General features: G+C 53.8%; 12 protein-coding genes. 9 read left to right on the forward strand and 3 right to left on the reverse strand.

Annotated elements, in window-relative coordinates:
* Positions 1-23 precede the first annotated feature (23 nt).
* From ispG to BV494_RS00520, 7 genes are all read left to right on the forward strand, one after another.
* Positions 24-1,145 (forward strand): flavodoxin-dependent (E)-4-hydroxy-3-methylbut-2-enyl-diphosphate synthase, encoded by a 1,122-nt coding sequence (gene ispG, locus BV494_RS00490; protein WP_104921069.1) that lies wholly within the window; start codon positions 24-26, stop codon positions 1,143-1,145.
* Positions 1,146-1,276: 131 nt separating this feature from the next.
* Complete coding sequence (gene hisS / locus BV494_RS00495; RefSeq protein WP_104921070.1) at positions 1,277-2,551, forward strand: histidine--tRNA ligase; 1,275 nt, start codon at positions 1,277-1,279, stop codon at positions 2,549-2,551.
* A gap of 13 nt (positions 2,552-2,564) precedes the next feature.
* A complete protein-coding gene (locus BV494_RS00500; protein ID WP_104921071.1) occupies positions 2,565-3,185 on the forward strand; it encodes a YfgM family protein in 621 nt (206 codons plus the stop codon).
* 11 nt (positions 3,186-3,196) lie between these two features.
* Positions 3,197-4,378: an outer membrane protein assembly factor BamB gene (gene bamB, locus BV494_RS00505; RefSeq protein WP_104921072.1), complete on the forward strand. Its 1,182-nt coding sequence runs from the start codon at positions 3,197-3,199 to the stop codon at positions 4,376-4,378.
* A gap of 210 nt (positions 4,379-4,588) precedes the next feature.
* Entirely contained in the window at positions 4,589-6,073 is a 1,485-nt protein-coding gene (gene der, locus BV494_RS00510; RefSeq protein WP_104921073.1) for a ribosome biogenesis GTPase Der, read from the forward strand.
* Between the two features lie 65 nt (positions 6,074-6,138).
* On the forward strand, positions 6,139-7,095 hold the full coding sequence (locus BV494_RS00515) for an AEC family transporter (protein ID WP_104921074.1): 957 nt from the start codon (positions 6,139-6,141) through the stop codon (positions 7,093-7,095).
* Positions 7,096-7,107: 12 nt separating this feature from the next.
* Positions 7,108-7,338, forward strand: a complete 231-nt coding sequence (locus BV494_RS00520; protein WP_104921075.1) for a zinc ribbon domain-containing protein — start codon at positions 7,108-7,110, stop codon at positions 7,336-7,338.
* Here the strand turns inward: BV494_RS00520 and BV494_RS00525 are convergent.
* The 3 genes from BV494_RS00525 to BV494_RS00535 all read right to left on the reverse strand — a co-directional run bounded on the left by BV494_RS00525 (position 7,323) and on the right by BV494_RS00535 (position 9,924).
* A complete protein-coding gene (locus tag BV494_RS00525) occupies positions 7,323-7,670 on the reverse strand; it encodes a protealysin inhibitor emfourin (protein ID WP_104921076.1) in 348 nt (115 codons plus the stop codon). The genes BV494_RS00520 and BV494_RS00525 overlap by 16 nt on opposite strands.
* Entirely contained in the window at positions 7,671-8,705 is a 1,035-nt protein-coding gene (locus tag BV494_RS00530) for a M4 family metallopeptidase (protein ID WP_104921077.1), read from the reverse strand.
* Between the two features lie 136 nt (positions 8,706-8,841).
* Positions 8,842-9,924 (reverse strand): LacI family DNA-binding transcriptional regulator, encoded by a 1,083-nt coding sequence (locus BV494_RS00535; protein ID WP_104921078.1) that lies wholly within the window; start codon positions 9,922-9,924, stop codon positions 8,842-8,844.
* A gap of 215 nt (positions 9,925-10,139) precedes the next feature.
* Between BV494_RS00535 and BV494_RS00540 the strand changes: the two genes are divergently transcribed.
* Positions 10,140-11,453 (forward strand): MFS transporter, encoded by a 1,314-nt coding sequence (locus tag BV494_RS00540; RefSeq protein ID WP_104921079.1) that lies wholly within the window; start codon positions 10,140-10,142, stop codon positions 11,451-11,453.
* The gene (locus tag BV494_RS00545; RefSeq protein WP_104921080.1) at positions 11,450-13,813 is read left to right on the forward strand and encodes a glycoside hydrolase family 31 protein; all 2,364 of its coding nucleotides are present in this window, start codon (positions 11,450-11,452) and stop codon (positions 13,811-13,813) included. Before BV494_RS00540 ends, BV494_RS00545 begins: the two co-directional genes overlap by 4 nt.
* The last annotated feature ends 4 nt before the right edge of the window (positions 13,814-13,817 follow it).

Here is a 13,817-nt window from a genome sequence, read left to right on the forward strand (position 1 = left end):
TCGTAACGATGGAGAGTGAAGTAATGCATAACCAAGCACCCATTACCCGTCGCAAATCAACCCGGATTTATGTCGGCAAGGTGCCTGTAGGTGACGGAGCGCCGATTGCTGTGCAATCGATGACCAACACCCGCACCACAGACGTCGCGGCGACAGTCGCACAGATCAAATCACTGGAACGCGTGGGTGTCGATATTGTCCGTGTTTCCGTGCCTACGATGGATGCCGCAGAGGCATTCAAACTCATCAAGCAGCAGGTTAATGTCCCGCTGGTCGCTGATATCCATTTTGATTACCGCATCGCGCTGCAAGTTGCAGAATACGGCGTGGATTGCCTGCGTATTAATCCGGGCAATATCGGTAACGAATCCCGCATCCGCTCCGTAGTGGATTGTGCCCGCGACAAAAATATTCCTATCCGTATCGGTGTTAACGGCGGCTCTCTGGAAAAAGATATCCAGGAAAAGTACGGCGAACCTACGCCGCAAGCGCTGCTGGAATCCGCAATGCGTCACGTCGATATTCTCGACCGCCTCAACTTTGACCAGTTCAAAGTCAGCGTGAAAGCCTCTGATGTTTTCCTGGCCGTTGAGTCTTATCGCCTGCTGGCCAAACAAATCGTTCAGCCTTTGCACCTCGGGATCACGGAAGCGGGCGGTTTACGCGCCGGTTCCGTCAAATCGGCTATCGGCCTGGGTTTACTGCTGTCAGAAGGTATCGGCGACACGCTGCGTATTTCACTGGCGGCCGATCCTGTTGAAGAAGTGAAAGTCGGTTTTGATATCCTGAAGTCATTGCGCATCCGTTCCCGTGGGATCAACTTTATTGCCTGCCCGACCTGTTCGCGTCAGGAGTTTGATGTCATCGGCACGGTGAATGCGCTGGAACAGCGTCTGGAAGATCTCATTACGCCAATGGATGTTTCGATCATCGGTTGCGTGGTGAATGGCCCTGGAGAAGCGCTGGTCTCAACGATCGGTGTGACGGGCGGTCATAATAAAAGCGGTTTCTACGAAGATGGCGTTCGTCAGAGAGAGCGTTTTGATAACACAGATATGATTGACCAGTTAGAAGCAAAAATTCGCGCTAAAGCGGCGATTATGGATGAGAGTAAACGTATCGTTATCAATCATCTTGAAAAGTAACATCGGTTGCGGGTCATCGTTATACCCTGCATTATATTGAACCCGGTAGGGGATGGCGTCTGCGCGTTGAACCGCAGGGCACAAACCCCCTATAATCGGGTTCATTTTTTATAAAACGATAGAGAACTGACGTGGCAAAGAATATCCAGGCCATTCGCGGCATGAACGACTATCTGCCTGAAGACACGGCATTATGGCAACGTATCGAAGGTACGTTGAAACAAGTGCTCGGCGGTTACGGCTACAGTGAAATCCGTATGCCGATTGTAGAGCAGACCCCATTGTTTAAACGCGCTATCGGGGAAGTGACCGATGTCGTGGAAAAAGAAATGTATACTTTTGAAGACCGCAACGGCGAAAGCCTGACGCTGCGTCCTGAAGGTACGGCTGGCTGTGTACGCGCCGGTATCGAACATGGTCTGCTGTACAATCAGGAACAACGTCTGTGGTACATCGGCCCGATGTTCCGTTACGAGCGTCCGCAAAAAGGCCGCTATCGTCAGTTTAATCAGTTGGGTGTGGAAGTCTTTGGCCTGCAGGGCCCGGACGTTGACGCTGAACTGATCCTCCTGAGTGCCCGCTGGTGGCGTGCGCTGGGTATTTCTGAACACGTTACGCTGGAGCTGAACTCTATCGGCTCTCTGGAAGCCCGCGCCAACTATCGTGATGCACTGGTGGCTTTCCTGGAACAGCATAAAGACGCGCTGGATGAAGACTGCAAACGTCGTATGTACAGCAATCCGCTGCGCGTGCTGGACTCCAAAAATCCGGAGGTTCAGGCGTTATTAAACGACGCGCCGGCGCTCGGTGACTATCTTGATGAAGAATCAAGAGAACACTTTGCAGGTCTGTGTGAACTTTTAGAGCAGTCTGGTATCCCATATACGGTTAATCAGCGACTTGTGCGCGGTTTGGATTATTACAACCGCACGGTATTCGAATGGGTAACCAGCAGCCTGGGGGCGCAGGGCACTGTTTGTGCCGGTGGCCGTTATGACGGGCTGGTAGAACAATTAGGGGGCCGTGCAACACCTGCCGTCGGTTTTGCGATGGGGCTGGAGCGTCTGGTCTTACTGGTTCAGGCTGTTAATCCAGATTTCAAAGCGCCTGCGACGGTAGACGCTTATGTGATTTCGTCTGGCGCGGGGACGCAAAGTGCGGCGATGCAACTGGCTGAAACACTGCGTGATGCAATGCCTGAACTGAAAGTGATGACTAACTACGGTGGCGGTAACTTCAAGAAGCAATTTGCCCGTGCTGATAAATGGGGCGCACGCGTTGCCCTGGTACTGGGTGAAGATGAAGTCGCTAACCTGCAGGTTGTGGTAAAAGACCTGCAAAGTGGAACGCAAGAAACGCTGGCGCAAAGCGAACTCGCTGCGCGTCTGGCTTCGATGTTGGGTTAAGGAGAAGGGCACTGTGGAAGTCTATACCACTGAGAATGAACAGGTTGATGCTGTACGTCGCTTCTTTGCCGAAAACGGTAAAGCGCTGGCTATTGGCGTAGTTCTGGGTATTGCAGCCCTGAGCGGCTGGCGTTTCTGGCAGAGCCATCAGGACTCAGCCTTGACGGAAGCCTCTGCGTCTTTCCAGAAAGCGAATCAGTCGCTGACCGCAAATAGCGCTCAGGGCGTAGCTGACCTCGAAAAGTTTGCGCAGAGCAATGAGAACACTTACGGGGTGCTTGCCGCGCTGCAACTGGCCGATCATTTCGTGGAAACGAAAGATTTCGCCAATGCTGAAAAGCAACTGGCACAGGCGCAAGGCCATGCTAAAGAAGATAATTTCCGTTCGCTGGTGAATTTACGTCTGGCTCGTGTCCAGATGCAGCAGGGCAAATTTGATGATGCACTCAAAACGTTAGACGGCGTGAAGGGTGAAGGCTGGGTGGCAATGCAGCAAGGCATCCGCGGTGATGTTCTGCTGGCAAAAGGCGATGCAAAAGGCGCTCGCGAAGCCTACAGCAAAGGAATTGATTCTAAACCCTCTCAAACGCTGCAAACCATGCTGCGTATGAAATTGAACAACTTAGCCAGCTAAGGGGAACCCCGATGCAATTGCGTAAAACACTCTTGGTAGGATGGGTTTCTGTTGCCCTGCTAAGTGGCTGTTCATTGTTTAACAGCGAAGAAGACGTTGTGAAAATGTCCCCGCTGCCAAAAGTTGAAAACCAGTTCACTCCGACGAAAGTCTGGAGTAAATCTGTCGGTAATGGCGTAGGCGAATACTACTCCAACCTGCATCCTGCCTGGCAGGACAACACGATCTATGCCGCCGACCGCTTTGGTGTAGTGAAAGCACTGGATGCGGACAGCGGGAAGGAAAAATGGAGCATTAACCTGTCTGAAAAAACCGGTTTCCTCTCCAGCAACATCTCCGCTCAGCTTTCCGGTGGCCTGACGGTTTCCGGTGATCATGTTTACGTCGGCAGCGAAAAAGCTGTGGTTTATGCATTGAACACGGCTGATGGTAAAATTGCATGGCAGACCAAAGTGGCGGGCGAAGCGTTATCCCGCCCGGTCGTCAGTGATGGTCTGGTTCTGGTGCATACCGGCAACGGTATGTTGCAGGGCCTGAGCGAGTCCGATGGTACAATCCAGTGGACGGCTAACCTTGATATGCCAACGCTCTCCCTGCGCGGCGAATCTGCGCCTGCGGTTGCGTTTGGTGCGGCGATTGTCGGCGGTGATAACGGTCGCGTAAGCGCTGTGCTGATGAAAGAAGGTCAGTTGATCTGGCAGCAACGTATTTCTCAGACCACCGGGACGACTGAAATCGACCGTCTGAGCGATGTGGATACCACGCCAGTTATCGTTGATGGCGTTGTCTATGCGCTGGCTTACAACGGCAATCTGGTGGCGATGGATTTGCGTTCTGGTCAGGTTGCATGGAAACGCGATGTGGGTTCAGTGAATGACATCATCGTGGATGGCGGCCGTATTTATCTGGTCGATCAGGATGACCGCGTCATGGCGCTTGATACTCAGGGCGGCGTGAGCCTGTGGCGTCAAAGTGATTTGCTGCACCGTAATCTGACGGCACCTGTGCTGTTTAATGGTTACCTTGTGGTCGGCGATTCCGAAGGTTATCTGCACTGGATCAACACCTCTGATGGCCGTTTCGTGGCTCAGCAGAAAGTTGACAGCGACGGCTTCCTGAGCGCGCCAATTGTGGCAAGCGACAAGCTGGTTGTGCAGGCGAAAGGCGGCGAAGTTTACTCCTTCACACGCTGATATCGCGACCCGCGTCTGGCTTTGAGATCGGATGATCCCGGCCATTAAAACGGCTCCTGAATTGCTCAGGGGCCGTTTCGTATTCTGAAAACAGCGTAATTCCTTTGTGTGAATTACGACGTAAGAAATTGAATTATAGCGGTTTGTCTGGTTTTACGGGCAAACTGGCTATTTGCGTTTAGCTCTATCTATAAAAACTGAGGCTTCAAAATGATACCTGTCGTTGCGCTTGTAGGGCGCCCGAATGTGGGTAAATCCACTTTATTTAACCGTTTAACCAAGACGCGTGATGCGCTGGTTGCGGATTTCCCGGGGCTTACGCGTGACCGCAAGTATGGTCGTGCAGAAATTGAGGGTAATGAATTCATCATCGTTGATACCGGCGGTATCGACGGTACGGAAGATGGCGTCGAAACCCGCATGGCCGGGCAGTCACTGCTGGCAATCGAAGAAGCCGACATCGTCTTATTCATGGTCGATGCACGTGCGGGCCTGATGCCTGCCGATCAGGGCATTGCCCAGCATCTTCGCAGCCGTGAAAAATCGACATTCCTGGTGGCGAACAAAACTGACGGTTTAGATCCTGACAGTGCGATCGGCGATTTCTATTCCCTCGGTCTGGGCGAAGTCTACGCAATCGCGGCTTCTCATGGTCGTGGCGTCGCGCAACTGATCGAACACGTTCTGGTGCCGTTTGTTGGCGAAAAACCAGAAGAAGTTGAGCTGACGGAAGAAGAAGCCAACGCCGCTTACTGGGCTGAACAGGAAGCAACCGGTGATGAAATCCCGGAAGATGAAGAAGACGATTTCGACCCAACGACTTTGCCGATCAAACTGGCTATCGTCGGGCGTCCGAACGTGGGTAAGTCCACACTGACTAACCGTATTCTGGGTGAAGAGCGCGTCGTGGTTTACGACATGCCGGGTACCACCCGTGACAGTATTTATATCCCGATGGTGCGTGATGAGCGTGAATACGTTCTGATCGACACCGCCGGTGTCCGTAAGCGCGGGAAAGTCACTGAAACGGTTGAGAAATTCTCCGTTATCAAAACGCTGAAAGCGATTGAAGATGCTAACGTCGTGATGCTGGTCGTCGATGCCCGCGACGGTATCTCCGATCAGGATCTTTCGCTGCTGGGCTTCATCCTTAACAGCGGTCGCTCACTGCTGATTGTGGTGAACAAGTGGGACGGAATGAGTGAAGAAGCCCGTGCTCAGGTCAAAGATCAGCTGGATCTGCGCCTCGGTTTTGTTGACTTTGCGCGTATCCACTTCATTTCTGCTCTGCACGGCAGCGGCGTGGGCAACCTGTTTGAATCCGTGATTGAAGCGTATACCTGCGCGACCACTCGCGTGAGCACTTCCATGCTGACCCGCATCATGCAGATGGCCGCTGACGACCATCAGCCACCGCTGGTAAACGGTCGCCGCGTTAAACTGAAATATGCGCATGCCGGGGGCTATAACCCGCCAATCGTGGTCATCCACGGTAACCAGGTGAAAGATCTGGCTGATTCCTACAAACGCTATCTGATGAACTACTTCCGTCGTTCACTGAAAGTGATGGGGACGCCTATCCGCATTCAGTTCAAAGAGGGCGAGAACCCGTATGAGGGTAAGAAAAACTCGCTGTCGCCGCACCAGCAACGTAAGCGCCGACGCCTGATGCAGCACCTGAAAAACAAATCCTAAACTGATGGGGTGCATGAAAATGTACCCCATTTTTTGTCTCACGTTTCCTGCAAGGAGCTGGCTGGATGTTCTGGCAGACCTGGAGTTTTGCATTTGGCGTTACCGTTCCGAACTTACTGATCTTACTGCTGGGCGTGATGTTGCGCCGCACCGGGCTGATGGACGACAATTTCAACGAGAAAGCCAGCCGGTTGGTGTTTAACATTGCGCTGCCTTGCCTGCTTTTTTTCAGCGTCGCGCAGGGGCATGATTCCTCCGGCTCCAACCTCCCGCTGGCACTTTACGGTGGGATCGCCACCGTCGTTTCCTTTTTACTGCTGGAACTGGTTGCCCTTAAACTGGTGAAAGATCCGCGCGAACGCGGCATCTTCGTGCAGGGAGGGTTTCGCGCCAATACCGGTATCGCCGGTCTTGCATACGCGTCGCTGGCGTTCGGTAATGAAGGCATTGCTCTGGGCTCAATGTATCTGGCGGTGACGGTGATTCTTTTCAACGTACTGTCGGTGATTACACTGACCCGTAGCCTGAAAGGCGGGCAGGGGAAACGGATTGGACTGAAACCCATCTTGCACGGGATTATCACGAATCCGCTGATTATCGGTCTGGTGCTCGGTCTGGCATTCCAGCACAGCCATTTACCGATGCCCGCAACGATAGCCAGTACCGGCAATTTTATTTCCGGCATGGCACTGCCGCTGGCGATGTTGTGCGCCGGAGCAAGTCTGGACTGGCGTGCAATGTTCCGCAGTTCTAATGTCGCTGCCTGGTCTTCGGCTTCACGCGTGATTTTTGTCCCTGCGCTGATGACGTTCGGCGCCTGGCTGTTCGGTTTTCGTGGTGCCGCGCTGGGTGTGATTTTTCTCTTTTCCTGCACACCGACGGCAGCCGGTAGTTATGTCATGACGCGCGCGATGGGCGGCAATGCCACGCTGGCGGCGAATATTATTGCGGTGACCACGTTAGGATCATTTTTTACCACCGCTCTGGGGCTGTATTTATTACGCACACTGGGCGTTATTTAAAGGAAATATTCGATGGATGCATTTTGTCCGGTTTGCAGTCAGCCCATGAACTGGGTGAGCGGTCACTTTCACTGTGAACCCTGTCAGACGAGTTACACACAAACGGCGTTATGCCCGGATTGCCATCAGCCGTTGCAGGAACTGAAAGCCTGCGGCGCGGTCGATTATTTCTGCCAAAACGGGCACGGGATGATTTCTAAAAAACGGGTACAGTTTACCTATTCCCCTTATTCGCAAGAGTGATTTTCATCTGGCGGTGCCTGTTTCCATAAATCGACCAGCTCTTCCGGTGCCTGAGTTTCAGGAATGATCACCACCAGACTGGCGGTGGTTTCCGCCGAGGCGTAATAAATCTCAAGCCGGAAATAACGCTGGTCGCCGCGACCCGCGTTTTCTTTTTCCTGCGCATAAGGCAATGTTTTGTTGATAAGCTGGCAGATTTCCTGCCGCTTACCATCGCTCATTCCGGAAAGATCAACCCGCCGTGGCCCGCTGAGTTTGGGAATAAAGGCAATGCCGCCTTCGCGATAAATCTCGATCACCGCATTGCTTTCCAGCGAATCTAAAGGTTTCATTTACATCACTCCGACCTGCTCCCAGGCCTCACGAACCGCCTGTGCAATGGTATCGTCGAACCGTTTACCGGCATGTTGCACCGTGAGCTGAGCGAAGGTCACAAAGTCAGCATTCTTCGGCAGGGATTTATCACACACCGTGTCGTACCAGACATACCCCGCGCGCTCCCAGGCATTGCCTCCGAGTTGGGTCGCCGCCAGATAGAATGCACGGTTAGGGATCCCCGAATTAATGTGTACGCCGCCGTTATCGTCGCGGGTATTTACATACCCTTTCATGTCGGCCGGTTGAGGATCTTTACCGAGCAGCGGGTCATCGTAGGCCGTTCCCGGATGTGACATTGAACGCAGGCCTGTGCCGTGAATGCCTTTTGCCAGCAGGCCTTCGCCGATAATCCAGTCGGCTTTATCTGCCGTTTGCTTCAGGTGGAACTGTTTCACCAGGGAGCCGAAAACGTCAGAAAGCGATTCGTTCAGCGCGCCGGATTGCCCGTTATAGTCGAGACCCGCTTCGCTTTCGGTCACACCGTGGGAAAGCTCGTGGCCCACAACGTCAATCGCAATCGTGAAGCGGTTGAAAATCTCACCGTCACCGTCGCCGAATACCATTTGCTGGCCATTCCAGAAAGCGTTCTGATAGCCTTTGTCATAGTGAACGGTGCCGAGCAACGCCAGCCCTTTATTGTCGAGGGAATTGCGCTGATACGCCTGCCAGAAGAAATCATAGGTCACGCCGAGATAATCATAGGCTTCATCCACGGCGACATCCCCGTTGCTAGCCTGACCTTCTTTACGCACCGATTCACCGGGTAGTTTTGTGGAATTTTTCGCGTCATAAATATCACGCTCGACCTGACCGGCTCTGGCTGTGGTGATTTTTTGCGGTTTGGCGTAAGGCTGCGCCATCAGCGTATTCACATGTACCAGCGTTTGTCTGGCGCAATTGCGCTGAGGCTCGGTGCCGTGTTCGATAATCCGGTTGAGGATATAGGGCGGAATAACGCTGTTGTAACGCTTCGCTGAACTATGATTCATCGTGAATCTCCTTATCAAGTGTCACCCGCAGGTGAAAGAAAGGTGTTCTGACTGCCTGATACTGAAAGGCGGCTAATGATTAGCCGTCTTCAGACAGTATAGGACTGCGTTGCGCGATGTCCGTGAAAGATGAGATTTATCTGTCCGGTAAAGGATCGTACAACAGATGCGGGCGGGGAGTCAGGGCGCGGCCGGTGGCTTTGCGTACAGAATTGCGTACCACCAGTTTTCCCTGCAAAAGCTGGGTGGTATGAGGCGCATCCGGACGCAACATCCGGCGTTGCAGCAGGGAGATGGCTTCCGCTCCCAGCTCGTCACGCGGAACGTGAACGGCGGTCAGAGGAACGTCGTGAATTTCGGCCAGGTTAAACCCGTCGGTGCTGATGACGCTGATATCGCCCGGCACTGATAGCCCTCTTTTCGCCAGCGCGGCAACCACGCCGGATGCCATAAAGTCGCCACCAGCCAAAATGGCTGTTGGCAACGGCTGATCCGGCGGCAGAGAATCAAGGTATTCGAGCAGCGCCTGTTCGCTTTCCTGTGCGCCAAATCCTGACGTATTCAGCAAATGCTGGCTGTCGCTGAACGTCTGATGGTTGCGGGAGAATGCCTGCTTAATGCCGGTCAGGCGCAGCTCCATAGTATGACGGCGCAGGCATTGCACCGTCACGATGTGCGTATGGCCTTGTGCGAACAGATAATCGCAGGCGAAATCTCCCATTGTCTGATGATCGGGGCTGACGCTGTCGTGGCGCATATGCCGGTCATGGCAATTGACCAGCACACAGGGTTTTGCCATTTCGGCCGCCAGCTGATGAATATGCGGATCGTCGATGCCGACCAGCAAAACGGCTTCAGTCAGCGGATCGGTCATTTTGGCGATGAACAGCGCGGCGTCGGCGTTTTCTTCTTCCATCGCACAATAGCGGACACGCACTTCGTGACTGGCGGTGGACGCCAGAATGCCCTGGATCACCTTGTAGTAAAAAATATCACTGCGCACATCAAAGGCGCGGGCCGGGGCGAAGATCATCAGATTATTGAGCATCAGCCTGCCGGTGGACAGTTCGTCAAAAACGCCCTGTGATTTAGCGCATTCAAGAACCCGATCGCGGGCTTTGCTGCTGGTGTTATTTTTTCCGGCCAGAACCCGTGAAACTGTACTGATTGACAGCCCCGTCTGGTCGGAAATTTGCTGGATATTTAACTTTCCTTTCAAACTGTGATCTCCTTCAAAATCGCTCCTGCAAAATTTTTCACCCACGCAGATGGCTACGCCATAAGCTTTCGCCCGCTCTCGTTTCGCACCGAAGTTATAGCGTGAAAGCTTTTGCAAAAAATCACGTTTCGCTCACAAATCCGTCTGCCTACTCTGCGGAAGTACCTCAAATAACACATCATCTGCGGCAACGGCCGACGGATGGGAGAACAGGCATGACAATTCAAATAAACACCGAAACGGCCGCCGTGACAGGGCGTCGTAAAATAAAAGCTTTACGCTGGTGGATGCTGGCGCTGTTCCTCCTCGGCGTGACGGTTAACTACGTCACCCGAAATTCTCTGGGTTTACTGGCTGCTGAACTTAAAACCAGCCTGAACATGACGACCGAACAATATTCCTACATCGTCGCGGCGTTTCAGGCGGCTTACACGATATTCCAGCCGTTGTGCGGCTGGCTGATTGACGTTATCGGGCTGAAACTTGGCTTTCTGATTTGTGCGTCAATCTGGGCTGTGGTTTGTATGTTGCACGCGGGTGCGGGCAGCTGGATCCAGCTTGCCGTCTTGCGTTTCTTCATGGGGAGCGCCGAAGCGGCGGCCACACCGGCCAACGCAAAAGCGATTTCCGACTGGTTCCCGCGTAAAGAACGTCCGGTTGCTGCGGGCTGGGCGGGCGTCGGCTTCTCCATCGGCGCAATGCTGGCACCGCCGATCATTCTGGTAGCGCACATATCATTTGGCTGGCGTGGCGCGTTCCTGTTTTGCGGCGTGCTGTCGATGCTGTGGGTTCTGCTGTGGTGGAAATTTTATCATTCACCGGAAACGCATCCGAACTTAAGCAAGGAAGAACTGGCGCTGATCCGTCAGGACAACGAGCCGCAGCAGGAACGCCTGCCGTTCATTAAATCCCTGAAAATTGTCTGCAAGAACAAGAAATTCTACGGCATCGCCATTCCGGCATTTCTGGCTGAACCGGCATGGGCCGTCTTCAGTTTCTGGGTGCCGCTGTATCTCGCCAACGAGCGCGGCATGGATTTAAAGCACATCGTGATGTTCGCCTGGTTGCCGTTCCTGGCCGCCGATCTGGGCAGTATCGCCAGCGGGTATCTCACTACGCTCTACCGCAAAGTTTTCGGCTGTACCCGCATTAACTCCATTGTGGCCAGCTCCGTCACCGGCGCATTCATGATGCTGTCCCTGGCGCTGGTTGCACTGACGCAAAGCCCGTATGCCGCCATCGCACTGATTTCCATCGGCGGATTCGGCCATCAGGTTATTTCCTGCATGCTCAGTGCGGTTGTCGTCGAAACATTCGATAAAAGTCAGGTTGCGACCGTCAACGGAATGCGCGGTTCTTCCGCGTGGATTGCCAGCTTCCTGTTTTCACTGCTGATTGGCGCAGTGGCCGACACGATTGGTTTTAATCCGTTGTTTATCGCCATGGGATTCTTTGATTTGGTTGGGGCCGTATTCCTGATTGCCCTGATCGCAGAACGCCGCAATCCGGCAAAAAGGGAGAGTGTATGAAAACGTTAAAACACTGGGAGCTTGCCGGGCAGGACAACGCAGGCGTGGATCTGCGTGTTGACGGTAAGCATCTGTTTTGTTTGCGGGTGCTTGAGCAGGGGCTGATTCGCGTCTTTATTCAGCGCAACGGCGAACTGGCGCTGGACAGAACCTGGAGCATCGCGCCACAAAATGATGTGCCGTGGGAAGGACGTGACCGCCTGAGCAGCGAAGGTTTTTCGCAGCCGGGCTACCAGTTGTCACAAGGTGAAGACTCGCTGACGTTAACAACCGACGCGCTGCGCGTCACGGTTCATCAGCCGTTGTGGCTGGAGTGGGAACATAAAAACACGGCGGGTGAATGGCAGCCGCTGGTCAGTGACCGCAAAACCGGCGCGTATATGCTGGCAGTAAAAGGCGATGCCTCGGCGCATTACCAGCTACGTGAAAAGCAGGACGGTGTGTACGGGCTGGGTGAAAAGGCCGGTGATCTCAATCGCAGCGGCCGCCGTTTCGAAATGCGTAATCTTGATGCGATGGGTTATAACGCGGCCAGCACCGACCCGTTGTACAAACATATTCCGTTTACGATGACGCGCCGCAATGACGTCAGTTTCGGCCTGTTCTACGACAATCTCAGCAATGTATGGCTGGATCTGGGCAATGAGCTGGATAACTACCATCTGCCATACCGCCGTTTCAGCGCTGAAGCGGGCGATCTGGATTACTACCTGTTTATCGGTCCGACGTCGCTGGACGTCACCAAAAAGCTGGTGAAGCTGACCGGCAAAACCACATTCGGCCCGAAATGGAGCCTCGGTTACAGCGGTTCGACGATGTATTACACCGACGCGCCGGACGCCCAGCAGCAACTGATGAAATTCATCACGCTGTGCCAGCAGCACGAAATTCCGTGCGATTCCTTCCAGCTTTCATCGGGTTACACGTCGATTGGCAACAAACGTTACGTGTTCAACTGGAACTACGACAAAGTGCCTGAGCCGGAAGTGATGTCGAAAGCGTTTCTTGACGCCGGTATCCGTCTGGCCGCTAACATCAAACCCTGTCTGTTGCAGGATCACCCGCAATACGGGCAAGTGGCGGAGCAGGGCTTGTTCATTCGCGACAGCGAAAGCAACCAGCCGGAGCGTTCGGTTTTCTGGGATGACGAAGGTTCACATCTCGATTTCACGCATCCGTCCGCCGTGCGCTGGTGGCAAAAAGGCGTAACGCAGCAGTTGCTGGAAAAAGGCATCGGCTCGACCTGGAACGACAACAACGAATACGAAGTCTGGGACAGCGATGCGCACTGCCACGGATTCGGCAAATCGATCGCCATCAAACACATCCGGCCGGTTATGCCGTTGCTGATGATGCGTGCGTCGTTTGAAGCGCAGCAAAAATTTGCGCCGGAAACCCGTCCGTACCTGATTTCGCGTTCCGGCTGTGCGGGAATGCAGCGTTATGTGCAGACGTGGAGCGGCGATAACCGTACCAACTGGCAGACGTTGCGTTATAACACGCGTATGGGCATCGGGATGAGTTTGTCCGGTTTGTACAACGTCGGGCATGACGTCGGCGGGTTCTCCGGCGATAAACCGGAGGCTGAACTGTTTGTTCGTTGGGTACAAAACGGTGTGATGCATCCGCGTTTTACCATTCACTCATGGAATGACGATAACACCGTGAATGAGCCGTGGATGTACCCGCAGGTGACGCCGATGATCCGTGACGCGATCCGCTTGCGTTACCGCCTGTTGCCGTATTTCTACACGCTGTTGTGGCAGGCGCATACCGAAGATGAACCGATGCTGCGTCCGACGTTCCTCGATCACGAACACGACGAGAATACGTTCACCGAGACCGATGATTTCCTGATGGGACGCGACTTGCTGGTCGCCAGCGTTGTGGAAGAAGGTCAGCGCGAACGCAGCGTCTATTTGCCGGATAACGGCATCGGCTGGTGTGATTTCTATACCGGCGAATGGTTTGCCGGTGGTCAGACAATCACCCGTGATGCACCGCTGGATCGCCTGCCGCTGCTGGTGCGCGCCGGTGCAGCGCTGCCGCAATCTTCCCGTCTCGCGCACGTTGACGCCAGCCGGGATATGCTGCGTGAGCTGCATGTTTATCCGGCGGCAGGTCAGGCGCAATCAAGCGGGATACTGTTTGAAGATGATGGCGAAAGCCACCGCTGGGAGCAAAATCATGCGATGTGGGTGAACTGGGAAATTATCAGTAACGGGCAGCGGATTGATATCACGCTGACTCAGCGCGGCGATTTCAAACCGGCGTGGAAAACCCTGAACATTGTTCTGCCGGAAAGTGAAAAGCGTGAGCTTTGGGTGAACGGCGTGAAAACCAATTGCTATAATCTGTAATATT

Source organism: Rahnella sikkimica, assembly GCF_002951615.1.
Lineage (GTDB): Bacteria > Pseudomonadota > Gammaproteobacteria > Enterobacterales > Enterobacteriaceae > Rahnella > Rahnella sikkimica.